General features: G+C 75.0%; 21 protein-coding genes. 13 read left to right on the top strand and 8 right to left on the bottom strand.

Annotation, left to right across the window (positions count from 1 at the left end; genetic code table 11):
• Nucleotides 1–129: 129 nt before the first annotated feature.
• From BIV57_RS18940 to BIV57_RS18960, 5 genes are read left to right on the top strand one after another with little or no spacing between them, the layout of a single operon-like run.
• On the top strand, nucleotides 130–3,621 hold the full coding sequence (locus tag BIV57_RS18940; protein ID WP_071658039.1) for a lipid II flippase MurJ: 3,492 nt from the start codon (nucleotides 130–132) through the stop codon (nucleotides 3,619–3,621).
• A complete protein-coding gene (locus tag BIV57_RS18945; protein WP_071658040.1) occupies nucleotides 3,618–4,373 on the top strand; it encodes a polysaccharide deacetylase family protein in 756 nt (251 codons plus the stop codon). Before BIV57_RS18940 ends, BIV57_RS18945 begins: the two co-directional genes overlap by 4 nt.
• Nucleotides 4,370–5,740 carry a glycosyltransferase gene (locus BIV57_RS18950; RefSeq protein WP_139275718.1) on the top strand — a complete coding sequence of 457 codons (1,371 nt, stop codon included), beginning with the start codon at nucleotides 4,370–4,372 and terminating at the stop codon, nucleotides 5,738–5,740. Before BIV57_RS18945 ends, BIV57_RS18950 begins: the two co-directional genes overlap by 4 nt.
• The gene (locus BIV57_RS18955; protein ID WP_071658042.1) at nucleotides 5,733–6,524 is read left to right on the top strand and encodes a Wzz/FepE/Etk N-terminal domain-containing protein; all 792 of its coding nucleotides are present in this window, start codon (nucleotides 5,733–5,735) and stop codon (nucleotides 6,522–6,524) included. Before BIV57_RS18950 ends, BIV57_RS18955 begins: the two co-directional genes overlap by 8 nt.
• A 29-nt stretch (nucleotides 6,525–6,553) precedes the next feature.
• Nucleotides 6,554–7,846, top strand: a complete 1,293-nt coding sequence (locus BIV57_RS18960) for a GNAT family N-acetyltransferase (RefSeq protein ID WP_079170479.1) — start codon at nucleotides 6,554–6,556, stop codon at nucleotides 7,844–7,846.
• A 74-nt stretch (nucleotides 7,847–7,920) separates the two neighbouring features.
• Here BIV57_RS18960 and BIV57_RS18965 read toward each other — a convergent pair whose 3' ends face one another.
• Entirely contained in the window at nucleotides 7,921–9,054 is a 1,134-nt protein-coding gene (locus BIV57_RS18965; RefSeq protein ID WP_107409627.1) for a glycoside hydrolase family 26 protein, read from the bottom strand.
• A gap of 119 nt (nucleotides 9,055–9,173) precedes the next feature.
• On the opposite strand from BIV57_RS18965, the gene BIV57_RS18970 reads away from it, so the two are divergent.
• Nucleotides 9,174–10,487 (top strand): carboxylate--amine ligase, encoded by a 1,314-nt coding sequence (locus BIV57_RS18970; RefSeq protein ID WP_139275719.1) that lies wholly within the window; start codon nucleotides 9,174–9,176, stop codon nucleotides 10,485–10,487.
• Nucleotides 10,488–10,578: 91 nt separating this feature from the next.
• Entirely contained in the window at nucleotides 10,579–11,805 is a 1,227-nt protein-coding gene (locus tag BIV57_RS18975; protein WP_071658045.1) for an FAD-dependent oxidoreductase, read from the top strand.
• A gap of 46 nt (nucleotides 11,806–11,851) precedes the next feature.
• Here the strand turns inward: BIV57_RS18975 and BIV57_RS18980 are convergent, their stop codons facing one another.
• From BIV57_RS18980 to BIV57_RS18990, 3 genes are all read right to left on the bottom strand, one after another.
• On the bottom strand, nucleotides 11,852–13,060 hold the full coding sequence (locus BIV57_RS18980) for an MFS transporter (protein ID WP_071658046.1): 1,209 nt from the start codon (nucleotides 13,058–13,060) through the stop codon (nucleotides 11,852–11,854).
• Nucleotides 13,061–13,148: 88 nt separating this feature from the next.
• Nucleotides 13,149–14,426, bottom strand: coding sequence for a YhgE/Pip domain-containing protein (locus BIV57_RS18985; RefSeq protein WP_071658047.1), 1,278 nt, complete (start codon nucleotides 14,424–14,426; stop codon nucleotides 13,149–13,151).
• Nucleotides 14,423–15,175, bottom strand: coding sequence for a hypothetical protein (locus tag BIV57_RS18990; RefSeq protein WP_071658048.1), 753 nt, complete (start codon nucleotides 15,173–15,175; stop codon nucleotides 14,423–14,425). The genes BIV57_RS18985 and BIV57_RS18990 overlap by 4 nt, the downstream gene beginning before the upstream one ends.
• A gap of 108 nt (nucleotides 15,176–15,283) precedes the next feature.
• Here BIV57_RS18990 and BIV57_RS18995 point away from each other — a divergent pair, with 108 nt between their 5' ends.
• Nucleotides 15,284–15,760: a MarR family winged helix-turn-helix transcriptional regulator gene (locus BIV57_RS18995; protein WP_071658061.1), complete on the top strand. Its 477-nt coding sequence runs from the start codon at nucleotides 15,284–15,286 to the stop codon at nucleotides 15,758–15,760.
• Nucleotides 15,761–15,824: 64 nt separating this feature from the next.
• Here BIV57_RS18995 and BIV57_RS19000 read toward each other — a convergent pair whose 3' ends face one another.
• From BIV57_RS19000 to BIV57_RS19010, 3 genes are all read right to left on the bottom strand, one after another.
• On the bottom strand, nucleotides 15,825–16,052 hold the full coding sequence (locus tag BIV57_RS19000; RefSeq protein ID WP_419185731.1) for a hypothetical protein: 228 nt from the start codon (nucleotides 16,050–16,052) through the stop codon (nucleotides 15,825–15,827).
• 13 nt (nucleotides 16,053–16,065) lie between these two features.
• Nucleotides 16,066–17,250 (bottom strand): inorganic phosphate transporter, encoded by a 1,185-nt coding sequence (locus tag BIV57_RS19005; RefSeq protein ID WP_071658049.1) that lies wholly within the window; start codon nucleotides 17,248–17,250, stop codon nucleotides 16,066–16,068.
• 177 nt (nucleotides 17,251–17,427) lie between these two features.
• The gene (locus tag BIV57_RS19010) at nucleotides 17,428–18,285 is read right to left on the bottom strand and encodes a protein phosphatase 2C domain-containing protein (protein ID WP_071658050.1); all 858 of its coding nucleotides are present in this window, start codon (nucleotides 18,283–18,285) and stop codon (nucleotides 17,428–17,430) included.
• Nucleotides 18,286–18,572: 287 nt separating this feature from the next.
• On the opposite strand from BIV57_RS19010, the gene BIV57_RS19015 reads away from it, so the two are divergent.
• The 5 genes from BIV57_RS19015 (at nucleotide 18,573) to BIV57_RS19035 (ending at nucleotide 23,252) form a co-directional block, all read left to right on the top strand.
• On the top strand, nucleotides 18,573–20,222 hold the full coding sequence (locus BIV57_RS19015; RefSeq protein WP_071658051.1) for an ATP-binding protein: 1,650 nt from the start codon (nucleotides 18,573–18,575) through the stop codon (nucleotides 20,220–20,222).
• Between the two features lie 14 nt (nucleotides 20,223–20,236).
• Nucleotides 20,237–20,761 (top strand): roadblock/LC7 domain-containing protein, encoded by a 525-nt coding sequence (locus BIV57_RS19020; protein ID WP_071658052.1) that lies wholly within the window; start codon nucleotides 20,237–20,239, stop codon nucleotides 20,759–20,761.
• 5 nt (nucleotides 20,762–20,766) lie between these two features.
• Entirely contained in the window at nucleotides 20,767–21,156 is a 390-nt protein-coding gene (locus BIV57_RS19025; RefSeq protein ID WP_071658063.1) for a DUF742 domain-containing protein, read from the top strand.
• A gap of 120 nt (nucleotides 21,157–21,276) precedes the next feature.
• Nucleotides 21,277–21,864, top strand: coding sequence for a GTP-binding protein (locus tag BIV57_RS19030; protein WP_071658053.1), 588 nt, complete (start codon nucleotides 21,277–21,279; stop codon nucleotides 21,862–21,864).
• Nucleotides 21,865–21,998: 134 nt separating this feature from the next.
• Nucleotides 21,999–23,252, top strand: a complete 1,254-nt coding sequence (locus BIV57_RS19035) for a styrene monooxygenase/indole monooxygenase family protein (RefSeq protein WP_071658054.1) — start codon at nucleotides 21,999–22,001, stop codon at nucleotides 23,250–23,252.
• A 21-nt stretch (nucleotides 23,253–23,273) separates the two neighbouring features.
• On the opposite strand, the gene BIV57_RS19040 is transcribed toward BIV57_RS19035, so the two are convergent.
• Entirely contained in the window at nucleotides 23,274–24,668 is a 1,395-nt protein-coding gene (locus tag BIV57_RS19040; protein ID WP_071658055.1) for a C40 family peptidase, read from the bottom strand.
• Nucleotides 24,669–24,886 lie beyond the last annotated feature (218 nt).

The raw sequence follows: 24,886 nt of genomic DNA on the forward strand, positions 1-24,886 counted from the left end.
CGTTCGCGCCGCCCCTCCGCCCCGGCACCCCGCCCGGTCCGCTCCGCGGACCGCGGTGCCGGGCGGGGGCGGGGTCCGGGCGGGCAAGGGGGCGCCGCCGGCGATGTCGCGGCGCTTCCGTTCGCGCCGATGGCGGCCCTGCTCGGGCTGGCGCGCGGGCTGGTGCGGCGGCCGGCGTGGCTGGCGGCGGCGACCGCGGTGCTGGTGTGCGTGCCGACGGGCAATCAGGACGTCTCCGCCTCCTTCCACATCGGCCCCGCCGATGTCGCCTCCCTGCTGCTGGTCTGCGCCGTCGCGATGCAGGCGCTGCTCGGCCGGGTGAAGCTGCCGCGGCGGATGCTGTGGCCGGCCGGCGCGCTCACCGCGGCCTTCGCGATATCGGCGATCACCGCGGTGGACACCTCCGCGGCGCTCTCCGGCTTCATCCGCTACATCCAGATCTTCGTGCTGGTGCCCAGCGCCGTCGCCCTCTCGCTGCGCGAGCGGCGCGATCTGCGGCTGGTGCTCGGCGCGGTGCTCACCACCGCGCTCTTCGAGGGCGTCTACGGCACCGTCCAGTACCTCACGCACACCGGCGCCTCCTACGACGGCCAGAACATCCGGGCCGTCGGCACCTTCGGGGCGCTGGACATCATGGGCATGTCCACGGTGGTCAGCTTCGGGATGATCGCCGCCCTGGGGCTCGCGCTGACGGCCCGTCGGACACGCAACCGGGTGCTGCTGCTGCTTGCCGCGGCGTTCTTCCTGGCGCCGCTGGTCTTCTCGCTGAGCCGGGGCAGCTGGATCGCGGTCTCCGTCGCGCTCGTCGCGCTGGCGCTGCTGTCCGCGCCGCTCGCCGCGCTGCGCGGCGCGGTGGTGGTGATCGCCCTCGCGGTGATCGTCATCGGCGGGTTCGGCGTCGGCTCCGCGACCGTCGGCCAGCGGCTCTCCTCCATCACCTCGGCGAGCTCCGCGCCCGACCAGTCGGTCGACGACCGCTACGCGCTCTGGGCCACCGCCGAGAACATCTGGCGGGACCGGCCGATCACCGGCGTCGGCCTCAAGGGCTTCCCGGTCTTCCGGGACGGGCACGCCGGGATGCAGCTCTCCGCCGCCTCGGACGCCGAGTCGCAGGGCCTCGCCTTCACCCGCGAGCCGCTGCTGTCCCCGCACAACATGTATCTGCTGGTCCTCAGCGAGCAGGGCCTGATCGGCATGTCCGCGTTCCTGCTGCTGATGGTCGGGATGCTGGTGCTGGGGGCGCAGCGGCTGATCCGGGTGCGGGTGGCCGGCCGCCAAGCGCGGGTGGGGCGCGGCGCGCTGAGCAGATCCGGCTTCGGCGCGGGCCCGGCGGCGTTCGGGCTCGGGCTGTGGATCGCCATCGACTTCCTCTACGCCGACATCGGCGGCGCGGACACCGTGCTCACCGCGGTGGCGCTGGGCGTCGCCGTCTGGTGGGCCTTCGGCGAGGTGCGCACCGCGCCCGCGCCGCCGGCCGCCGACGCGGGCCGGGCGGCGCCGACCTCGCCCGCCGGGCTGCCGTCCGCGGTCCCGCCGCCGCGCCGCCCCTGGCCGCGGGTCCCCGAGGAGTGGACGTCGCGCGGGGCGCTCTACCCGCCGGAGGCGCCCACCCAGCACGGTTTCGGGCGGCCCGCCGGGGTGTGGCCGGCGCCGCTGACCCGGGGGCGGGAGCCCAGCCCGCCGGGGGTGTTCCCGTTCAACGCCGGCTCTCCGCTGGACGCGGTGATGACCCCGGCGTACGGCATCCCGGCGGCGGTCGAGTCCGCCGCGGCTCCACCCCGGCGGCGGGGCCGCGGCCTGCTGCGGGCCACCGGGGTCACCGCGGTGCTGTCCGCGGCCGGCTCGATCCTGGGCCTGCTGCGCGACCTGCTGATCGCCCGCTACTTCGGCGCCACCCGCGACACCGACGCCTTCCTGGTCGCCTGGACGGTGCCGGAGACCGCGGCGCCGCTGCTCATCGAGGACGCCATGGCGTTCCTGATGGTGCCCGCCTTCTCCCGCACCGTCACCGAGGCCGCCCGGCGCAGCGCCGAGGCGGACGCGGACGGCGGCACCGACGGCGACACCCTCTCCGGGCTGGCGCTCAATCAGCTGGACGCCGTCCGCGAGGCGGTGCGCGGCCTGGTCGCCGCCACCCTGCCGCGCATCGCGCTGGGCCTCGCCGTCTTCGGCGGGATCGTCCTCGCCGGGGCGCCGCTGCTGGTCCACGGGCTGGCGCCGGGCCTGGAGGACGTCTCGCTCGCCGTCACCTGCACCCGGCTGACGGCCGCCACCGTGCTGCTCTTCGGCCTCGCCGGGTACCTGTCGGCGGCGCTGCGCGCGCACCATGTCTTCGGCGCCCCGGCCGGCATCTACGTCGCCTACAACGTCGGCATCCTGGCGCTGCTGATCGCGCTGCACTCCAGCGTCGGCATCAAGGCCGCCGCGGGCGGCGTGGCGCTCGGCGCGCTGCTGATGATCCTCGTCCAACTGCCGGGGTTCCTGCGGATTCTGAGGCTGCGCCGGAAGGTCGCCGGGATCGCCCTCGACCTGGGGCTGCCGAGCCCCGTGCCGGGGCCGCGCACCCGCACCAAAGGGCGGGGCGCGAAGCGCTTCCTTGGAGGGGCGGTGGTGGGAGACGGGCGGGCGCTGGCCGGGATCTCGATGGCGGCGTTCGTGCCGATCGCGGTCTTCACGCTCTCCCGGCAGGCGCAGGTCTTCGTGGAGCGGTTCCTCGCCTCCGAGCTGGCGCCCGGCACCATCTCGTACCTCAACTACGCCACCAAGGTGGCGCAGGTGCCGATGTCGTTCGCGCTGATCCTGTCCACCGTCACCTTCCCGCTGCTCTCCCGGCACCTGGCCGCGGGGCGGATGGACGCGGCGCGCCGCCGCATCGAGGCGGACCTGGGCGGGGTCTCGGCGGTCACCGCGATCGGCGCCGCCTTCATGATCGCGTGCGCTCCGCAGCTGGTCCAACTGCTCTTCCAGCGCGGCGAGTTCACCCCCGCCGACACCGCGGCGACCGCCTCGGTGATGCGGGTCTACCTGCTCGGGCTGCTCGGCCAGGCGCTGGTGGGGGCGCTGGTGCGGCCGTTCTTCTCGGGCACCGCGGCCGGCGGGGCGGCCGGGGTGCGGCGCGACCGGGACGGGAACCCGGCCGGCCGGATCACCCGCCACGACGTGTGGTTCCCGGCCTGGTGCATGCTCACCGGTCTGGTGCTCACCGGCGTCGTCGGCGAGCTGCTGCTGCATGTCTGGGGGGCGAAGGGGATCGCCCTCGCCAACGCGGTCGGCATCACCGTCCCGGCCCTGATGCTCCTGGTGGGGCTGAAGGTGCTGGTGGTGCGGGTGTCGATCACCCGGCTGGCGCTGCGCGTCGGCCGCTGCCTGATCGCCGCCGGAATGGCCGGGGTGACGGGCTGGGCGCTCGCCGACGCCGTGCTCAAGCCGCACGGCTGGCCGCCGATCGCGATCATCGTGGTCTGCGCGGTCGTCATGGGCGGCGAGTACCTGATGACCGGTTACGGCCTGGGGGCCGAGGAGATCACCGGCCTGCTGCGGCCCTTCGCCCGGCGGGGCGAGGAGCAGGGCGCCGAGGGGAACGGCGCCGGCGGAGCGGTGGAGGAGAGGGGGAAGGGATGACCGAGGAACGCGCGGAAAGACCGGATCCGGCGGGCGCGCAGGGGCGCTTCCCGCCGATCCTGATGTACCACTCGGTGGCGCACACCGCCGACGACCCGTACAACATCACCGTCACCCCGGAGCGGCTCGACCGGCAGCTGGCCTGGCTGCGGCGGCGCGGCCTGCGCGGCGTCTCCGTCGCCGAGCTGCTGGACGCGCACACCGCCGGCCGCTCCCGCGGCATGGTCGGGCTCACCTTCGACGACGGCTACGCCGACTTCGCCGAGCACGCCCTGCCGGTGCTGCGCCGCCACCGCTGCACCGCCACCCTCTATGTGGTGGCCGGCCGGATCGGCGAGGTCAACGCCTGGGACGAGCAGGGCGACCGGCGCCGCCTGCTGGACGCCGACGGGGTGCGGGCGATGGCCCGGGCCGGCGTCGAGATCGGCGCGCACGGCATGCTGCACCGCCACATGGCCGGCCTTCCCGAGGCCGAGCTCAAGGACGAGACGGCCGGCTGCCGCGCCCTGCTGGAGGAGGTGCTGGGCCGCGCCCCGGCCGGCTTCTGCTACCCCTACGGCGAGGCGGACGCCGCCGCGGCGGCGGCCGTCGAGGACGCCGGCTTCGCGTACGCCTGCGGCATCCGGCGCACCGGGCTGACGGGCCGCTGGGCGCTGCCCCGCCGCTACGTCGGCTCCATGGACGTGTGGTGGCGGCTGGAGGCGAAGCTCCTCAAGCAGCGCCTCACCGAGCGCGGCGGGGTGCCGCTGTGACGCCGCCGCTGAGGGTCCTCCATGTGATCACCGGGCTCGCCGCCGGCGGCGCCGAGCAGCAGCTGCGGCTGCTGCTGCGGCACCTGCCCGAGGAGCGGGTGCGCTGCGAGGTCGCGGTGCTCACCAACCCCGGGATGCTCGCCGAGCTGATCGCCGCCGACGGGGTGCCGGTCGCCGACGTGGGGATGCGCGGCAACCGGGACTTCGCCGCCACCCGCCGCCTCACCCGGATGATCGGCGCCGGCGGCCGGGACGGCGCCTACGATCTGGTGCACGTCCATCTCTACCGGGCGATGCTGCACGGCCGGCTGGCCGCCCGGCTCGCCGGGGTGCCGCACCTTCTCGCCACCGAGCACTCGCTCCATCCGGAGCGGATCGAGGGACGGCGCGTCAACGCGGCGATCCGCGGCCTCTACGTCGCCGGGGAGCGGCTGGGGGAGATGACGGTCGCCGTCTCGGACGCCGTCGCCGAGGCGCTCGCCGGCTGGCGGGTGCCCGCCTCCCGGGTGCGGGTGCTGCCCAACGCCCTGGACACGGCCGCGTTCGCGCACCGCCCGGAGCGGCGCGCCGAGCTGCGCGGCCGGCTCTCGATACCCGGCGACCGGCCGGTGATCGCCGCGGTGGGGCGGCTGGAGGCCGACAAGGAGTGGCCGGTGCTGCTGCGCGCGGTCGCCGCGATGGCCGACACCGAGCCGCTGCTCGCCGTCGTCGGCGAGGGCTCGCGCCGGGCCGAGCTGACGGCGCTCGCCGAGCGGTTGGGGATCGCCCGGCGGGTGGTGTTCACCGGGGAGTCGGGTGAGGTCGCCTCCTGGCTGGACGCGGCGGACGCGCTGGCGTCGCCGTCGCCCCGGGAGACGTTCAACCTGGCGGTCGTCGAGGGGCTGGCGGCGGGGCTGCCGGTCGCCTGGCGGTGCGCGCCGGCGCTGGCCCGGGCCCGCCTGGACGCGGGGATGGCGCGGCAGGTGGGGACCGACGAGGCGGGTGCGTGGCGCGAGGCGCTGGAGGGTCTGCTGACGGCGCATCCGCCGACGGGGGTTCGGGCGTCTGTACCCGTGGGGGTTCTGGAGAGGTTCTCACCGGAGAGGCTGGGGGCCTCGATGGCCTCGCTGTACGAGGAGTTGGCGGGTCGTCCGGGGCTCCGGAGGATCGCCGCGGGGCGTGCGGTCCGCCGCCGCGCGGCCGGCCGCCCCTACTCGCTCGCGCCCACCCGGCGGAGCCGCACGTCCAGCAAAAGTCCCGCGCCCCTGACGGGGCGTGCGGCGCCAAGGCTTGAGCCCGGCGTTCGGGGCGGCGAGGGGGATCGCCTGCCGGACGGGTCCGGGCCCGATACACATCCGCACAGCTTGACGGAAGGTCACCATGGCTGACTCGGCCCGGATTCTGCGCAACCTCATGCGACGGTGGTGGCTGGTGCTGCTCGCCGTCGTCGTCGGCGTCGGCGGCGGGGCGGCCTATGCGTTCAGCGCCGCCAAGTCCTACAGCGCGTCCGCCTATGTGGTGGTCTCGCCGACCAGCCGCGCCGCGACGGCCGACAACACCCTGGCCACCAACTTCGCCCAGGCGTACGGCAGGATCGCCGCCCAGCCGCAGGTGCTCGCCCCGGCGGCGACCACCCGCGGCATGACCGAGGACGACCTGCGCCGCCATGTGGCGCCGCAGACCTCGCCGGACGCGCCGATCGTCCAGATCACCGGCAGCGCCGCGCTGCCCGCCGCGGCCTCGGCGAACGCCAACGCCACGGCCAACGCGCTGGTGGCGTTCGGCAACCAGCACTCCACCGACACCCAGGTGCGGCTCTCGGTGCTCTCCGCCGCCACCGCGCCGACCGCCCCCAGCTCGCCGAAGAAGTCGCTGGACATCGCGGTCGGCGCGGCCGCCGGCCTGCTGCTCGGCGCGCTCGCCGGGCTGCTGCGCTCGACGCCCGCCTCCAGCGGTGCGAACGGCCTTGCGTCGGGCTCCGGATCCGGGCCCGGCCCGCTGCCCAACCAGGTGCCGTCACCGGCCCCGTCGCGTCCGGCGACGCCGGAGGGCTGGGGCGAGGGCGGCGGCTACGGGCCGCCCGCCGGGCCGTCGGCGTCCGGGGGGACGCCGGCCGGCAAGAGCGCCAACAGCGCGTCGAAGGCCGCCCCGGGCAAGGGGTCCGGCCGATGAGGTCCACCGGAACGGGGGAGGCGGCGGGCATGCCGAGGACATCGCGAACACCAAGGATCTCGAAGCCGCAGGGCGGCCCGCGCCGCCCCCATGTGCCGCGCGTGCTGCGGGTACCGCCCATCACGCTGGCCTCGCGCACCGGCCGGGACGGCTGGAGCAGCGAGATCCTCACCGACCCGGCCGCGTTCACCGCGCTCGCCGCCGAGTGGGACGCGCTGCACGCCGTCTGCTCCACCGCCACGCCGTTCCAGACCCGCGGCTGGCTCGCCTCCTGGTGGCGCCACTACGGCGGGCACGACCGGCTGCGGCTGGCGGTGGTGCGGCGCAGCGGCCGGCTGGTGGCCCTCGCCCCGATGATGATCGTGCGGCGCGGGCCCTGGTGGGTGCTCTCCGCGATCGGCGCCGGGATCTCCGACTTCGCCGATGTGCTGGTGGACGACGCCCGCGGCACGGCGGAGCCGTCCGAGGTGCGGGAGGCGGTGCGCCGGCTCGGCTGGACGCTGCTGCGCATCCCCGGCTGGCAGGTGATCGACCTGCGCGAGGTGCGGCCGGGCGCCTCCGCCTTCCGGCTGCTGGACGTCTGGCCGGGCGCGCGGGCCCGGCTCGCCGACTCGGTCTGCATGCAGCTGCCGTCCCGTCCCATCGAGGAGTTCGTGCGGAGCCTGTCGCACCGCACCGGCTCCAAGACCCGCAGCAAGATCCGGAAGATCGACGCGCTCGGCCTGAAGGTGGAGCGGGTCGAGGCGGACGAGGCCGCGGACGCCGCGTCCGCCGTCCTCGACCTGCACCGCCGGCTGTGGGTGGGGCGCGGCATCACGCCGGAGCACCTCAAGGGCCGCTTCGAGGGCCATCTGCGCACCGCGACGCGGGAGATGGCGGCCGCGGGCCAGGCCGAGGTGCTGCTCTACCGGCACGGCGACGAGCTGGTCGCGGGCGACCTGGTGCTGGTCGGGCACGACATGGTCGGGCCGTACCTGTACGGCGTGCACCCGGAGTTCCGCAACAAGGTGGACGTGGCCGTGCTGCTGCTGCGCCAGAACCTGGTGCTGGCGCAGGACCTGGGCCTGCCGGTGCTGAGCCTGCTGCGCGGCCAGGAGCCGTACAAGGTGCGCTGGCACCCGCAGGAGGAGCACAACTCCCGGGTGCTGCTGGCCCGCCGCGGGCGGCTCGGCGAGGGCGAGCTGACCGGCTACCGGGCGCTGGCCCGCGGCCGGCGGAAGGCCGCGGACCTGGTGAAGGAGCGGATGCCGAAGGCGGTCGAGGGCCGGGAGCGGCTGCGGCGCGCCCGTTCGGCGATGATCGAGAGAGGGTGGGGTGGTTGACCCGATCCGCAACGGCTCGCTGCGTCCCCAAACGCAGCGAGGCGTCACCGGGGGCGTGCGCCCCCATGTCCGGCTCAGCCCGCCGCCGACCTCATCCCCGACCGGTACGCCTGCGCCGACTGCGTGTTGCTGCCGCAGCCCCAGTCGCCCGAGCCGTAGACGCCGTGCGGGCAGTAGTTGGTGATGGTCTGGTAGGCCACGTTGTGGGTCGCGATCCACTTCAGCATGTCGGTGACGAACGCCGTGTCGTCGCCGTGCCGGAAGAGCCCCCACTCGGGATAGGAGACCGGCTTGCCGTGCTTGGCGGCGAAGTCGACCTGGTCCTCCAGGCCGTCCGGCTGGTCCACGTAGTCGCGCCAGGTGCTGCCCGGCTCCTGGTCGTAGCTGTCCATGCCGATGATGTCGACGACGTCGTCGCCCGGGTAGCACTTCTCCCAGGAGATGGCGTCGGTGCCCCGGCTGGGGTCGAAGTCGAACCTGAACTTCTGGCCGGGCACCGAGCGCATGGTGGCGACGATCGAGCGCCAGTACGTCTTCCAGGCCGTCGGGTCGGGGCCGCAGCGGCCGGTGTAGGTGATGCCGTTCATCTCCCACCCCAGCACGATCACCGCCCCGTTCATGCCGTCCGACACCAGGTTCTGCGCCAGCGCCCGGTAGTGCGCGTCGAACGCGCCGCCGGCGCCCTGCCGCAGGATGCCGCGCACCTGGTCGTCGCTGAGGTTGTCCTCGTTGCGGTCGGACATCGGGACGTTGAGCACCAGGATGCGGCCCGACTTCTGCTTCACCCACTGGGACCAGGGCCCCAGGATGTCGTCGCTGCCCTCGATGTCCGACCAGGACCCGCCGCGCAGATAGGTGTGGCCGACGGTCACCGGCCCGGCCCCGGCCCAGGCCTCGAAACCGGCCACCTTGGAGACGCCGTCGTCCCCGGAGCCCAGGAAGGCCCCGAACGGCACCTGGTGACGGGCCGTCTGATGGCGGTGCGGCTTCGGCGGCGGATGGCTGCCGCCGTCCCGTCCGAGCAGCGCGTCGCGGGCGAGCAGCGCTGCCCCGGCGACGATCACCAGCCCCAGCACGACCGATGCGGCGAGCAGCCGCGGCCTGCGGCGCAACCGCCGGCCGCGGCCGCTCGCCTCCCCCTTCTCGGCACCCCTGTCCCCGGTGCCACGGCCGCCCCTGCGGGCCCCGCGGTTGCGTCTGGCATTCATGCCTGCCCCCCAATCCGGAGCCATCGGCCCCGGAACCCTCGAACGGGTGAACCCCCGTCACATCATCCCGCAATAACGGCCTTTGTCGACACTCTTGCACGTTTCCCTGTGGAGGCCGCATGAGTGGGTTCGGGCTTGACAGCGCGGTGCCGGCATTGGTGCTTCGCATCGACCGAAACCCGTTGCACCACGGCACGCTCGGCGCGATCCGCTCGCTCGGACGCGCCGGTGTCGAGGTGCATGCAGTTCTGGAGGACCGCGGCGTGCCCGCGGCCCGCTCCCGCTATCTGCGCCGCGTCTACCCGATGGGCCCCGAACCCGGTCCCGTGCTGCTCGGCGGGCTGCTGCGGCTCGGCGAGCGCATCGGGCGCCCGACGCTCCTGGTCACCATGGACGACGCCGGGGCGCTCTTCGCCGCCGAGAACGCCGAGGCGCTCCGCGAGCGGTTCCTGCTGCCCGTCCCCAAGGACGCCGGGCTGCCGCGGCGGCTCGCCGACAAGCAGGCCGTCGCCGAGCTGTGCCGCTCCTGGGGCGTGCCGCACCCGCGCACCGAGGCGCCGGCCGACGCGCTCGGGCTGCGCGCCGCGGTCGCCGCGCTCGGGCTGCCGCTGATCGCCAAGTGGGCGCGCCCCTGGCTGCTGCCGGCGGCGGCGACCGCGAGCGCGGCGGCGCCGCCGCTGCGCAGCACCCAGGTGGTGCGCACCCGGGCCGAGGCCGAGGCGCTCTTCGCGCGCCGCGGCGAGGCCGGGACAACGTTGCTTCTGCAGGAGCTGCTGCCGGAGTCGCCGCAGGGCGACTGGTTCTTCCACGGCTACTTCGACGCGGCCGGGCGGTGCCTCTTCGGGGCGACGGGCCGCAAGGACCGCTCCTGGCCGCCGCACGCCGGGCTGACGGCGCTGGGCCGGTGGCTGCCCAACCCGGACATCTTCGGACTGGCGGAGCGGCTCGCCGGCGGAATCGGCTACCACGGCGTCGTCGACCTGGACTTCCGCCGCGAGCCGGGGACGGACCGCTACCACCTGCTGGACTTCAACCCGCGGCTGGGCGCGCAGTTCCGGCTCTTCGCGGACGGGTCCGGGCTGGACGTGGTCCGCGCGATGCACCTGGACCTGACGGGCCGCCGGGTGCCGGCGGTCCGGCCGCGGCCGGGGCGGGGGTTCTGGGTGGAGAACTACGACCCGGTCGGAGCGCTGCGGCTGATGCGGGAGGGGGAGCTCGCGCCGGCCGCGTTCGTGCGGTCGCTGCGGGGGGTCGGCGAGCGCGCATGGTTCGCGGCGGACGATCCGGTGCCGTTCGCGCTGATGTGGCGTCAACTGGCCGCGCGGGGCGCGGCACGGGCGCTGCGCGGGCGCGCGCGGCGGCGCGCGGACGAGGAGCAGGCGCCGGGCCGGGTCCCGCTGGAGCCGATCGCCGCGTCGGAGGGGCCCGCATGAACGCGGCGGCTCGGCGGCGGCTGCGTGCCCCGCCTCGAAGGGCGATGACCCGGTCCCTAACCAGAACCACCTCCGAGGGGGAGGAAGCACCATGCCGAACCAGAACCGACCCGCCGACGTCACCGTCCTCGGCGCGGGCCCGTACGGGCTCTCCGTCGCCGCACACACCCGCGCCGCGGGCCTCCGCACCCGGCTGCTGGGCAAGCCCATGAACACCTGGGCCGCCCACATGCCGTCCGGCATGCTCCTGAAGTCCGAGTGCTGGGCCTCGCACCTCTCCTCGCCCGCCGCCGGCAACGGCCTCGACGCCTGGTCGTCGGCGCACGGCCGGCCGTACGGCCACGGCACCCCCGTCCGCGTCGAGGACTTCATCGACTACGGCCGCTGGTTCGCCGAGAACGCCGCCGGCGGGGACGTCGAGGAGACCGCCGCCGTCCGGCTCGCCGGGGCGCCCGGCCGCTACGAGATCACCACCGCGGACGGCGAGGTCTTCCGCTCCCGCACCGTCGTCCTCGCGCTGGGCGTGCTGCCCTTCGCGCACCGTCCCGACGAGCTGGACGGCCTGGCCCCGGAGGTCGCCACGCACGCCGGCGACCTGCACGACCTCTCCCCGTTCAAGGGCCGCAAGGTCGCCGTCATCGGCGCCGGGCAGTCCGCCCTGGAGACGGCCGTGCTGCTCGCCGAGGCCGGCGCCGAGCCGCACCTGGTGGCGCGGAAGGACGCGCTGCGCTGGAACGGGCGGCCCACCCTGGAGGCGCGCTCGCGCATCGAGCGGCTGCGCGCGCCGGAGGGCGGCCTCGGCCCGGGGTGGCCCAACTGGATCTTCTCCAACCTGCCCGCCGCGATGCACCGCGCGCCCTCGCCGGCCCGGATGCACACCGTGCGCACCGCGCTCGGCCCCGCCGGGGCGTGGTGGCTGCGGGACCGCTTCGAGGGCGTCGTCCCGACCCTGCTGGGCCACCGGCTGGTGCGGGCGGCGCAGCGCGGGGACGGGGTCCGGCTGGAGCTGGAGGGCGAGGCGGGGCGCCACGTCCTCGACGCCGACCATGTGGTGGCCGGCACCGGCTACCGCGTCGACCTCGACCGGCTGGCGCTGATCGACCCGCAGCTGCGGGCCGGCATCCGGACCCGGGAGGGCTTCCCGGTGCTCGACCCGCACCTGCAGTCCTCGATGCCGGGCCTCTATGTCGTCGGCCTCGCCGCGGCGGGCTCCTTCGGCCCGGTGATGCGCTTCGTCTACGGGGCGCCGTTCGCGGCCAAGCGCGTTGCGGCGCGGCTGGAGCGGGGGCGCTCCCGGGCGGCGAAGCGCGCCGCGTGATCGTCGCGGGGCCGGGGAACCGGCGCGGCCGCGGGTGGACCCTCGCTCACCCGCGCACCCGCGGCGGAGGCGCGTAGTCGCTGCTGCCCCGCGCCCCCGACGGGGCGAAGCTGCCGGCGATCAGCAGGACGCCGCCCACCAGCAGCAGCGGCACGATCATCGCCACCCGGTAGCCGCTGCCGTCGGCGATCGCCCCCACCAGGGGCGAACCGACGAGGAAGCCGACGTAGTTGAAGACGTTGAGGCGGGCCACCGCGGTGTCCGAGCGTCCCGGGAAGCGCTGGCCGCCGGAGGCGAAGATCTGCGGGACGAGCACCGAGATGCCCAGCCCCAGCACCACGAACCCGACGATCCCGAACCACGCCCCCGGCGCCGTCGCCACCACCGCGAACCCGGCCACCGCCAGCACCGCGCCGCCGCGCACCACCCACACCGGGCCGACCCGCCGCACCGCGCGGTCGCCGAAGGCGCGGCCCAGCAGCACCGTCACCATGTAGGCGTTGTAGGGGACGGTGGAGAGCTGGTCGCTGCTGTGCAGGGCGTCCTGGAGGTACTTGGCGCTCCAGTTGGAGACCGTGGAGTCGCCGATGTAGGCGAACGTCATCGCCGCGCAGAGCGGCAGCAGCGGCTTCCACGGGATCTTCTCGCTGGCGGCGGCCTGGATCTGGGCGGCCTGCTCGGCGCTGGGCGAGGGGTACTTCAGCGACGCGACCAGGCAGACGGGGATCACCAGCGCGGCGACCACCCCGAAGAGCAGCGAGAGGTGCAGGTGCCAGTGCGCCCCGGCCCACGCCCAGGATGCGCCGAGGATGCCGCCGAGCGCGAAGGCGGCGTGGAAGCCGAGCATGATGCTGCGGCCGTACTGGTGCTGGAGGTTGACGCCCAGCATGTTCTGGCTGGCGTCCAGACAGCCGACGGCGAGGCCGAAGGCGGCCAGCGAGATCGCCGCCTCGGGGAGGGTGCCGCCGAAGCCGGTCCCGGCGAGCGCCAGGCAGAGCACCGGCTGCGCCCAGCGCAGCACCTGGCGGGGGCGGATCCGCCGGACCAGCTGGTCGGTGGTGATGCTGCCGACGCCGGCGAGGATAGGGACGGCCGCGAGGAAGATCGGCAGCACCGCGTCGGAGATCCGGTACTGGTCCTGGATCGCCGGTATTCGGGTCACCAGCAGGCCGAACGACAGCCCCTGGGCGCAGAAGCTCACCGCCAGCGCGATGCGCGAGGTGCGGAGTTCCGGTGACGGTGCGGGAACGGCCATGCAGGCACCTCGCGAAGTGACGGTTACCCCCGGGTATCTGGCCGTCAGAGTAACCGCGGGGCACCGATCTTCCTAGAGGTCGGCGGGCTCAGGCGTGCAGCGCCGGACGGAGCCGCTTGGCGGACCAGGTGCGCTGCACGGCGGCGACCGCCGCGGCGATGATCCAGAAGGCGGCGAGCAGGCAGGCGAGCACCGCGACGTCCCGCCACAGCTCGGACGTCCGCCCGCCGGTGAGCGTCACCCGCAGCCCGTTGACCAGGTACGTCATCGGGCAGAACGGGTGGATGGCGCGGAACGGGGCCGGCTCGGTCTGGATCGGGTAGAGCCCGCCGCAGGAGACCAGTTGGAACATCAGCAGCACCAGCATCACCAGCGCCCCGGCCACCCCCCACAGCGCCCGGCACACCTGGCCCACCGCGGTGAACGCGGCGGCGGCCAGCGCCAGCAGGCCCAGCGTCGCCCACAGGTGCTCGGCGCCCAGGCCCAGCCCGGCGTCCGCGACGACGTAGAGCACCACCGCGCCCACCACGCCGATCAGCGCGGCCGGGGCCCAGCCGCCGATCGCCACCGCCCAGGGGCGCGTCCGCGCGCTGAGCGCCCGCAGGTTCAGCGGCCGGACGATCTCGTAGACCACCAGCCCGAAGACCCACAGCGCGATGGAGAAGAAGAACGGCGCCAGCCCCCGCCCGTACACCCGGGCCGGGTGGTGCGTCACGGTGTCGATCTTCACGCCGCGGCCGATCGCCGCCGCCTGCGCGTCGATCGCCGACTGCTGGGCGGCCACCGCCTGCTGCAGCGCCGAGCCGGTGGCGCCCTTCGCCTGCGCCTGCGCCTGGGCCTGCTGGGTCAGCGCGGCCTTCGCGTACTGGGTGAAGGCCGCAGAGTCGACGGCGGCGCGCAGTTCGCCCACGGCCGCCTCGGTGAGCTTGCTGACGATGTAGCCGTGCGCGTTGTCCAGCCGGAACGTCAGCCGCGCCTGGCGCGGCGAGGAGCCGGAGACGGAGGCGAGGTCCGCGCTGAAGTCGCGCGGGATGGTGAGGGTGACCAGGAAGTCGCCGTTCTTCAGCCCCTCGGCGGCGCCGTCCGCCCGCACCGCCGACCACTTGAGGTCGTGCCGCTTGAAGAGCTCGGCGCGCAGCCGGGTGCCCGCGTCGAGGGTCCGGCCGTTCACCGCCACCGGCCGGTCCTCGTTGACCAGCGCGGCCGGCACCTCGTCGACCCTGCCGTACGGGTCCCAGTTGGACCACAGGTAGACGCAGCCGTAGAGCGTCGGGATCAGCGCCAGCGCGATCAGCGCGGCCGGGCGGATGGGGGAGCCGCGCAGCCAGCGCCGCAGTTCGGCCCAGGCGAGGTGGAGGCCCGTCATCGCTCGCCCTCCCGGCTGCTGTCGCGCGGTTCGGATCCCGGGTCCTGGTGGTCGCTGAGCGCCACCACCTGGTGGGCGCCGCCGATCCGGGCGCCCTCGGCGGAGTCGCAGGTGGCGACGATGAGGGGGCCGCCCTCGTGCTCGGCGGCGCCGCTCAGCGCGCTCCAGGCGCGCTGCCGGGAGGCGTCGTCCAGGTCGCGGTCGACGGCGTCCACCACGACCGCGTCCGCCTCGCCGGGCAGCACCAGGGCGACGGCGAGCAGCAGCCGCTCGACGGGGGTGAGCGTGCCGTAGCGGCGGTGCCGTCCGCTGCGGACCAGGCCGCCGAGGCCCACTCGTCCGAGTGAGGTCTCCACGGCGGCGGCCGGCACCCGGCGGCGCAGGTAGCGGTGCGCGGAGCGGACCAGTTCGCCGACGGTCTCGTAGGAGTCCGGCTCGGCGGCGCCCGTCGCCCGCGCCACCAGCACGCGTTCGCGCAGCTCGCGACGCGGTGTGGAGGCGCCGGGCACGGCGGCGGTGGTGGCGGTGGCCCCGTTGCCGGCGACGCCCAGGCGGACGGTGCCGGTGGACGGGCGGAGCCGTCCGGCGAGCGCCAGCAGCAGGCAGGTGGCGCCGGTGCCGCCGGCCCCGGCGACCGCGGTGAGGGTCCGCGGCGGGGCGCTGACGTGGGCGTACCGGAGGGCGGGGCGGCCGTCGGGTCCGCGCACGCTCAGCGAGGAGGCGACGAGGCTGGGGCCGGGCTCTGACATATCGACAAGTTTGCTGCCCTATGAGGTGAATGTCCGGGATTTGTGCGCGGTGCGCCGCATGACGGCCCGGATAGGTGGTCATAGGCAACGGCAGTAGGCTTGCTCGCCATGCGGACGGAGCCGGGAACGCCGGAGACCAGCGAGGACGCCGGCGGCGGTGACGAGATCGCCGCCGTGGAGCACGAGCTTGCCGTGCTGACACGCAAACTGCGCTCGTTGGCGCGGGAGTTCGCCCGGCTCGTCCACCCGGAGCTGGACCCGAGCGCGTACGGGCTGCTCACCCGGTTGATCGAGGTGGAGCACTGCCGGGCGTCCGACCTGGCCTGCTACTTCGGGGTCGGCAAGGCGACGATGAGCCGGCAGCTGAAGGTGCTGGAGGACCTCGGGCTGGTGCGGCGCGAGCCGGACCCGGAGGACGGGCGCGCGTGGCAGCTGCTGCCCACGGAGGAGGGGCTGCGCCGCTGCGAGCAGGTGCGGGTCACCCGGCAGGGGGAGTTCCGCAAGCGGCTCGGGGCGTGGGACCGCCCCGAACTCGCCGAGCTCGCCCGCCTCCTGGCCAAACTCAACCGCACCGGCGACGCGTAGGACCGCGAAGCGGTCCAGGCGGGGCGCCCCGCGCCGCGGGCCCGGCACGGCGGGGCGACCGCCGTCAGCCGTGCAGCTGGGGGACGATCAGGTACAACCCGTACAGCACCCCCGCCGCGCACAGCGCGAAGCAGCTCACCGCACCCGTCAGCGCCGCCGCCCCGCCGGAGCCCGCCTCGCGCCGCCCCCACGCCGCGATCCCGACGCAGAAGAGCGCGACCAGCACCACCGTCGAGGCGATCCCGACACCGGCGACGATCCCCAGTGCGTTCCAGTCGACATTCATCGGCATCGCTCCCAAAGCCTCATGCCGCCCGCGCCGGCGGCTCCGCCGCCAGCGGAACCGCCACCGCCGGCGCCACCGCCGGCGCCGCCAGATCCACCGCGTTGACGTTGTCCGCGCCGACCCGGCTGCGCCGCGACCGCACGAAGACAAGCGCCGCCACCGCCGCGCCGACCGCCGCCACCGCGGCCACGCCCGCCGTCCCGCGGTCCGCGACCAGCGCCGCGCCCCCGCCGACCAGCGCCGCCGCCGGCAGCGTCAGCACCCACGAGACCGCCATCCGGCCGGCCACGTTCCACCGCACCGAGCGCGCGCTCCTGCCGACGCCCGCGCCCATCACCGCGCCCGAGCAGACGTGCGTGGTGGACAGCGCCATCCCCAGGTGCGACGAGGAGAGGATCGCCGCGGTGGCCGCGGCCTGGGCCGCGAACCCCTGCTTGGGGGAGATGTCGGTGAGGCCCGAGCCCAGCGTCCTGATGATCCGCCAGCCGCCGCAGTACGTCCCGAGGGCCATCGCGGCGCCCGCCGAGACGATCACCCAGACCGGCGGCGTCGCCCCGTGCGGCAGCGCGCCCGCCGCGATCAGCGTCAGCGTGATGACGCCCATCGTCTTCTGCGCGTCGTTGGTGCCGTGCGCCAGCGAGACCAGCGCGCCGGTGGCGATCTGACCGGCGCGGAAGCCGCGCCGCGCGGTCTCCGGCGCGTCCTGCTCCGCGCGGCGGGTGATCCGCGCGGCCGCCTTGGTGGCCAGTGCCGCGGCGACCCCCGCGACCAGCGGCGCGGCCAGGGCCGGCAGCACCACCTTCTGCACCACCGCGGCGAAGTGCACCCCGTGCATCCCGACGCCCACCACGGTGGCGCCGATCAGCCCGCCGAAGAGCGCGTGCGACGAGCTGGAGGGGATGCCGTACAGCCAGGTGACGAGGTTCCAGAGGATCGCGCCGACGAGGCCGGCGAAGATCACGGCCGGGTTCAGGCCGCTGGATTCGTCGATGATGCCGCCCGAGATGGTCTTGGCGACCTCGACGGAGAGAAACGCTCCTGCGAGGTTCAGGACGGCGGAGACGGCCACCGCGACTCGGGGTGAGAGCGCGCCGGTGGCGATGGTGGTGGCCATGGCGTTGGCCGTGTCATGGAACCCGTTGGTGAAGTCGAACACCATTGCCGTGATGATCACGGCGAGCACGAGTGCGGAGATGTGTTCCATGCCTCAAAGCAATCGTCAGGTGACAGCGACGCGACGAAACGTAGGGAGATCAGGTGAACGGAAGATGAACCCAGCAAGCCTTTGGTCTTAACCCGCCCCCGGAGTGCTCCCCGTGCGCCGGTCATGCGCCCGTCATGCCCCGATTTACGGGAGTTGTCACTCTGTTTTCGGATGCCTTCAGTTCTGATCGAGACGGACGAGAACGGCGGTCGCGTCGTCCGTCGGCTTGCCGCGCGGGACCTCCGTGCCGTCCGGGTCGGCCGCCTCCGCCTTGCGCACCGCCGCCACCAGCCCCTCCGGCCCCTCGGTGCGCAGCCGGCGGAAGGTGTCCGCCCAGTCCTCGGTGCCGAACACCTCCACCAGCCGCGCCGCCCCGTCGGTGAGCAGCGCGAGCCCCCGCGCGGCGGACCGCGGCAGCCGTCCCGCCACCGCGGCGTGCGCCGCCGCCGGGGCGGCCGCCGCGGTGAAGAAGCCGTCCGGGGCGTTGCGCAGCCCCTCCACCGCGGCGACGTACGCCCGGCGCGCGGCGGTGTGCTCGGCGGAGCCCTCCCCGGACGCCTCGGCCGCCGCCCGCACCGCGGCGCGCAGCGACGGGACCGGCTCGGGCAGCCGGCGCAGCCGGTCGTCCTCGATCGCCGATACCTCGCCGCCGAACCCCTCGATCAGCAGCACCGAGTCGGAGAGCACCAGGTACTCCACCTCCTCGGGCCCGATCCGCACCGCGGCGACGGTCGACTGCGGGGTGCGCGGATGGGCCAGGTCGCAGCTGCCGGCGTGGCGTTCGGCGACCTGCGCGATCGCCGCCGCCAGGCAGTCGGCGAGCGGCCGGCCCGGCTCCTCGGTGGCCGCCGTGAACAGTGCCGCGCCCAGCCGCCGGACGTACCAGGGGACGTCGTGCAGGCAGCCGGAGCCGTCCGGGTGCGGGGTGACCCCGTCGAGGACGACGGCGAGCTCCGGGGTGGCCAGGGCGAGGTCCTCGTTGGTGCGGTCCGGGAGGCCGGGCTCGGAGGCGAGTTCGATGCGGTGCGTCGGCATGCGCCCAGTATTGATCAACCGCACCTGATCGCCCGCGGTCGGAAACGATCGGCACCGGGTTGACGCGCCCGGACGGCCCCCCTGCGCCGCCCGGCCTCGCTACTCCCGACCGTCGCGCGGCGCGCCCCTTCCGGGTGGCATCACTCGATTGAGTGAACGGCTGGCGGTGGCGGGCGACTTGGGACGCCGAAGGTGCCATCGTCTCGTCTGTCCCGATACTCCTCAGCACCCCGTTATTTGGTGAGGGACCACCACATCAACCGGATTGCGCGAGATTGCGAGAAGCGGTGCCCACCACGCCCTCCCAGCAGCCCGCGGCGGACTGGTCCTGGCGCGATCGGCTCCACGCCCTGGTGGCCGGGCCCGCCGTCGCCCGCCGGCTGCACGACGCCGCGCAGGACGAGCGCCGGGCCGCCGAGGCCGCCCGCGAGCAGGCCGCCCAACTGGCGGCCGAGCGCGACGCCCTGACGCAGGAGCGCGAGACGCTGCGCGCCAGAATCGCCGACCAGGAGACCAGGCTGGCCGCGCTCGACGCGCGGCTCGCCGACGCCGCCAACCAGCGCGGCGAGCTCGCCGCCCAGCAGGAGGTGCTGCGCCGCAGCAGCCACTCCACCATCGTCAACCTCTCGCTGCGCACCCTGACCCTGGTGGAGCGCCAACTCGGCCTCATCGAGAGCCTGGAGAGCACCGAGGAGGACGCCGACAGCCTCGACAGCCTCTTCAAGCTCGACCACCTCGCCACCCGGATGCGCCGCAACAGCGAGAACGTCCTGGTGCTGGCGGACGCCACCGGCGCCGGCGCCGCCCGCCAGGGCCGCACCTCCACCGAGTCCGTCCCGCTGCTCGACGCGCTGCGCGCCGCCGTCTCCGAGATCGAGCACTACGAGCGCGTCAATGTGCAGTTCCTGCCCCGGGTGGACATCGTCGGCCGGTGCGCCGACGACATCGCCCACCTGCTCGCCGAACTGCTGGAGAACGCCGCGGCGTTCTCGCCGCCCACCGAGGAGGTCGCGGTGAGCGGCTGGCGGCTGGACGGCGCCACCGGCAGCAACGGCGAGGTGATGCTCTGCATCGAGGACGCCGGCATCGGCATCGTCGCCGAGCGCATCGCCGAGCTCAACGAGCTGCTCGCGTCCGGCGCCCCCGGCGGGATGGCCGCCGCGGCCGGCGCCGACGGCGAGGAGCCGGCCGGCGCGCCCGCCGGCCGCGGCGGCGCCTACTCCTCCCGCAGCATGGGCCTCTTCGTGGTCGCCCGGCTCGCCCAGCGGCACGGCGTCCGCGTCCAGCTGCGCGAGGTGGCGCAGGGCGGCACCACCGCCGTGGTGGTGCTCCCCGACGAGCTGCTGCGCGAGCCCGCCCCCGAGGAGCGGCCGACGGCGGCCGTTCCGGTCTCCCGCCCCGGTGCGGCGGTCGAGGCCCGCGGGGACGGGCCCGCCCAGCACCCCGGGCTGCAGTCCGGGCAGGCCGGCGGAGCCCTTCCGGCCCGCCGTCCGGGCGCCGCTCCCGAGCCGCAGCCGCAGCCCGAGGCGGACGGCGCGGAGCAGACCCCCGCCGGTCTGCCCCGCCGCGTCCCGATGGCCCATCACCTGCCCGGCAGCCTGCAGGGATCGGTGCCCGAGGCGGCCGCCGCCACCCCGCGCAACGGCACCCCGGCCAACGGCGCCGCCGTCAACGGCGGCACCCCGCGCCCGCCGCGCCCGCGCACCGAGGACGGCCCCCGGCACGCCCGCGGCTCCGACGCCGCCGAGGAGCTGCGCCGCCGGCTCGGCGGCTTCCAGCGCGGCCTGAGCGCCGGCCGCGCCGCCGACGTCGGCGACGAGCTGCCCGACGAGGACGCCGCCCCCGGCGTCGAACCGGACGGCGGCGTCCCCGGGTTCGGCGAGTTCGGCGCCGGAGGCCGCGCCGACGACGAACCCAGGCCCGAGGGGGACCGATGAGACGACCGAGGCCGATGAGACCGGTGCGCTTTCCCGGGCAGCCGCCGGAGGCGCCGCCGCCCGGCTCCAGCCGCGCCGCCCGCAACCTCAAGTGGCTGCTCGCCAACCTGGTCTCCGAGGTCGAGGGGATCCGCCAGGTGGTGGTGGTCTCGGCGGACGGGCTGCTGCTCGCCTCCAGCGGCCCCGGCGCGCCCGAGCCGGCCCCCTCCGGCCGGCGGCAGCCCGCCCGGGTGGGCGCCGGCGTCCACGAGGCCGGGCTGGCCACCGTGGTCTCCGGCGTGGTGAGCCTCGCCTCCGGCGCCGCCGGCCTGCTCGACCAGGGCGAGATGCGCCAGACCGTGATCGCGATGGACCGCGGGCACCTGTTCGTGATGTCCATCAGCGACGGCTCCTGCCTGGGCGTGCACGCCGCCGAGGAGTGCGACCTCGGCGTCGTCGGCTACCAGATGGCCGTCTTCGTGGAGCGGGCCGGCCATGTGCTCACCCCGGAGCTGCGCACCGAGCTGCGCGCCTCGCTGGCCACCACGGGAGCGGGGTGAACGCCATGGGCGCCGGCACGGCGGCGGCGGACGGGGGAGGACGCGGCGGCTCCGCCCGCGTCCGCCCGTACACCATCACCGGCGGGCGCACCCGCGTGCACCGCGAACTCAATGTGGAGACGCTGGTCTCCGTGCTCACCGGCGGGCCCTCGGTGCGGCGGCTGCGCACCCGGCCGGAGCTCGCCGCGATCTGCGAACTCTGCGTCCGGCCGCACTCGGTGGCCGAGGTCTCCGCGCTGATCAGGGTGCCGCTCGGGGTCGCCCGGGTGCTCATCGGCGACCTCGTCGACCAGGGCCGGCTGCGCGTCCACGGCCTCGGCCCGGACGCCGACCCGAACGGCAGCCCCGACAAGGTGCTGCTGGAGCGGGTCCTGGGCGGTCTGCGGAGGCTGTGACGCACCGTCACCGCCCGCGGCGGGCACGTCCCCGCCCCGCCCCGCGCACGTGCAGCACACCGCACCACCCACGGAAACCACGGAACCCTCTTGACCCACCGGAAGGGGTCGACCGCTGCGATGAGCATGACGGACACCGGGACCGCGAGGCCCGGGCCGGGCGGGCCCGCCATCTCCACCAAGATCGTGGTGGCGGGCGGCTTCGGCGTCGGCAAGACGACATTCGTGGGAGCGGTCTCCGAGATCGCCCCGCTCACCACCGAGGCCGTGATGACGCAGGCGAGCGCCGCCGTCGACGACCTCTCGGCGACCCCCAACAAGATAACGACCACCGTGGCCATGGACTTCGGGCGCCGCACCCTCGAGTCCGACCTGGTGCTCTATCTCTTCGGCACCCCGGGGCAGGCGCGCTTCTGGTTCATGTGGGACGACATCGTGCGTGGCGCGATCGGCGCCGTGGTGCTGGTCGACACCCGCAGGCTGGACGACTGCTTCGCACCCATCGACTACTTCGAGGCGTGCGGGCTGCCGTTCGTGATCGCCGTCAACCGCTTCGACGGGGCGCCGCAGCACAGCCTGCTGGACGTCCGCGAGGCGCTGGCGCTCTCGGAGAACGTTCCGGTCGTCTCCTGCGACGCCCGCCACCGCCACTCGGTGGTCGAGTCGTTGATGACGCTGGTGATGCACGCGCTGTCGGCCCGGGCATAAGGCGCAACTCGGGTCAGACCGAACCCGGCTCCCCCGGAAGCCTGTTCGCACTTGCCGCTGCACGGGACTATGCACACGTCAACCGCACGCGCAGCGCGGCGCGAACCCGTAGGGTGGAAGGCGTGACGGGCACAATGCTGATTGTCGGAGCGGGCCAATCCGGGCTCCAGCTTGCGCTGGGCCTCCAGGCGCAGGGGCGTGAGATCACCCTGGTGACCAACCGCAGCGCCGCGGACATCCGCGGCGGGCGGGTGCTGTCCACCCAGGCGATGTTCCACACCTCCCTCCAGATCGAGCGCGATCTGGGGCTCAACGCCTGGGAGGAGGAGACCCCCCGGATCGCCGGCCTCGGCATCAGCGTCGCCGCGCCGGAGGGTCTGGATCCGGCCATCGACTTCCTGGGCACGCTCGACGGCTACGCCCAATCCGTCGACCAGCGGATGAAGTTCGCCGGCTGGCTGGAGACGTTCGAGGAGCGCGGCGGCCGGGTGCTCGTCCAGCACGCCGACCTCGACACCCTCGACCGGCTCTCCGCCGGCCACGACCTGGTGATCGCCGCCACCGGCCGCGGCGACCTCGGCCGGCTCTTCCCCGTCGACCCGTCCCGCTCCCCCTACGGCGAGCCGCAGCGCGCGCTGGCCGTCGCCTATGTGCACGGCGGCCGGCTGCGCGACGGCGACGGCGGCCGCCCGGCGATCCACTGCAATCTGCTCCCCGGCGCCGGCGAGCTCTTCGCGATCCCCGCCCGCACCCTCTCCGGGCCGTGCGACATCCTGTTCATCGAGGCGGTCCCGGGCGGCCCGCTCGACGTCTTCGGCGACGTCCGCGACCCCGACCGCTTCCTGGAGCTGATGCTCGAGAAGGTGCGGCAGTTCGCGCCGTGGGAGTACGACCGGTTCAAGGACGCCGAGCTGACGGACGAGCAGGCCTTCCTCTCCGGCCGCGTCACCCCGGCCGTCCGCCGCGCCGCCGCCGAGCTGCCCTCCGGTGTCCCGGTGCTGGGCGCCGCCGACGCCGTCGTCTCCAACGACCCGATCACCGGCCAGGGCGCCGGCGCCGCGGCCCGCTGCGGCGCGCACTACCTGCACGCCCTGGTGCAGCGCGGCGACCGCCCCTACGACCAGGCCTTCCTCCAGGGCGTCTTCGACCGCTACTGGACGGAGCACGCCCAGCACGTCACCAAGTGGTCGAACGGCCTGCTCATGCCGCCGCCTGAGCACATCGTCAAGCTCTTCGCGGCCGCCGAGCGGCTGGAGCCCGTCGCCGACCGGATCGCCAACGCGTTCGACGACCCGTCGGACCTCGAGGAGTTCTGGTACCAGCCGAAGGACGTGGACGAGTACCTCGGCAAGGTCCGCGCCTCCCTCGGCATCTCCCAGGCGCGCTAGCGCCGGAGCACCGGCCCGTGCTCACCCCGCGGTCGGGGACGGCGACCCGCTGGGCGTGGGCGACACCGAGCTGCCGCCCGAGGCGGAGGTGGACGTGGACACCGACGCCGAGGGGCCGGGCTTCGCCGAACCGCTCGCGGTGGCCGTCGGTCTGGGTGTCGGGCTCGGCTTCGCGCTCGTCGACCTCGACTTCGACGGCGACGGCGACGGCTTCGGGTGCGAGGGCGAGCCGCCGCCGGAGCCGCCGCTCGAAGCCCCGGTGGTGCCCATCGAGGCGCCGGTGAACCCTATCCCCGACGCGCCCGAGGCCGCGGCGCCGCCCGGCACCCGGTAGCCGTTGTCCACCGACGGCGCCAGCGGGTCGGGCCGCACCACGCCCTTGATCGGCATCGACGCCATGTCGGCGATCTTGATGACGGTGCCCGGCCGCGGCGCCTCGATGATCAGCCCGTTGCCGATGTACATCGCCACATGGCTGGCGTCCGCGAAGTAGACCACCAGGTCGCCCGGCCGGATCCGGTCGAGCGGCACCCGGGTGAGCTGCGCCCACTGCTGCTGGCTGGTCCGCGGGATGGCCACCCCGGCGTGCGCCCACGCCTGCGAGGTGAGCCCGGAGCAGTCGAACGCGCCCGGCCCGTCGCCGCCCCACAGGTACGGCTTGCCGAGCTGCCCGAACGCCCACTCCAGCGCCGCCTTCCCGGCCGCCGAGGGGTAGCGCTCGCCCCGGCCCAGCTTCCCGGAGTGCAGCAGCGCCAGCTGCGCCGCGTTGATCTGCTGCTGCTCCAGCTTGAGCAGCTGGTCCAGCTGAGCGCCCGTCAGCGACATGATGATGCCCTGCACGGCGGCCAGCTGCTTCTGGACGTCGGCCGCGGCCTTCTTCTGCTGCGCGGCGAGCTTCTTGGCCTGCGCGACGGCCTGGTCGGACTTGGCCTTCAGCGCCTTCAGCCGGGCCTGTTGGCCCTCCAGGTCGGTGAGCACCCCGGCCTGACGGCCGGCGGCCTGCTTCAGCGCCTGGCCGACGTCGAGGGTGTCCTGCGGGTCCTTCCCGGCGAGCAGGTCCGCGAGCCCGCCGGTGCCGGCCTCCCGGTACTGCTCCCGGGCCAGCGCCCCGGCCTGGTCGTGCTGCGAGGCGAGCTTCGCCCGGGTGGCCTTGATCTGCGCGGAGAGCGTCCTCTGCTGCTTCTGCAGCGTCTGCTCCTTCACCACCACGGTGTTGTAGGCGTCGGTGGCCGCCTCGGCCTTCCGGTAGAGGCCCTGCAGCCGGGCGAGGAGGGCGTTCAGGTCGACGGGGGACCCGGCCGACGGCTGGGCGACGGCGGCCGATGCGGACGCGGCCGTCGCCACCGGCACGGCGAGGGCGGCGCAGGCGGCCAGCGCGACGGCCGCACGGCGGCGTCTGGTCCCGAGTCCCGACATCAGCAACCCCTCCCGACGGCCCTGGCCCTGACACAACGTCATCGACAATGCCCCTACCCACCGGTATCGGCAAGAGCCCCGGTTCCCCTTTCCTCCCGAATGCGCAACGGAATTCATCCGTACGGCAGCCAACGCCGCCCGCCCCGCACCCTTCCCGCACCCGCCCCGCAACCGTCCCGCGCCCGCCCCGACGCGTCGGCCCCCGACGTCCGGAGCAC

The sequence above is a fragment of the Mangrovactinospora gilvigrisea genome (genome assembly GCF_001879105.1).
Classification (GTDB): Bacteria; Actinomycetota; Actinomycetes; order Streptomycetales; family Streptomycetaceae; genus Mangrovactinospora; species Mangrovactinospora gilvigrisea.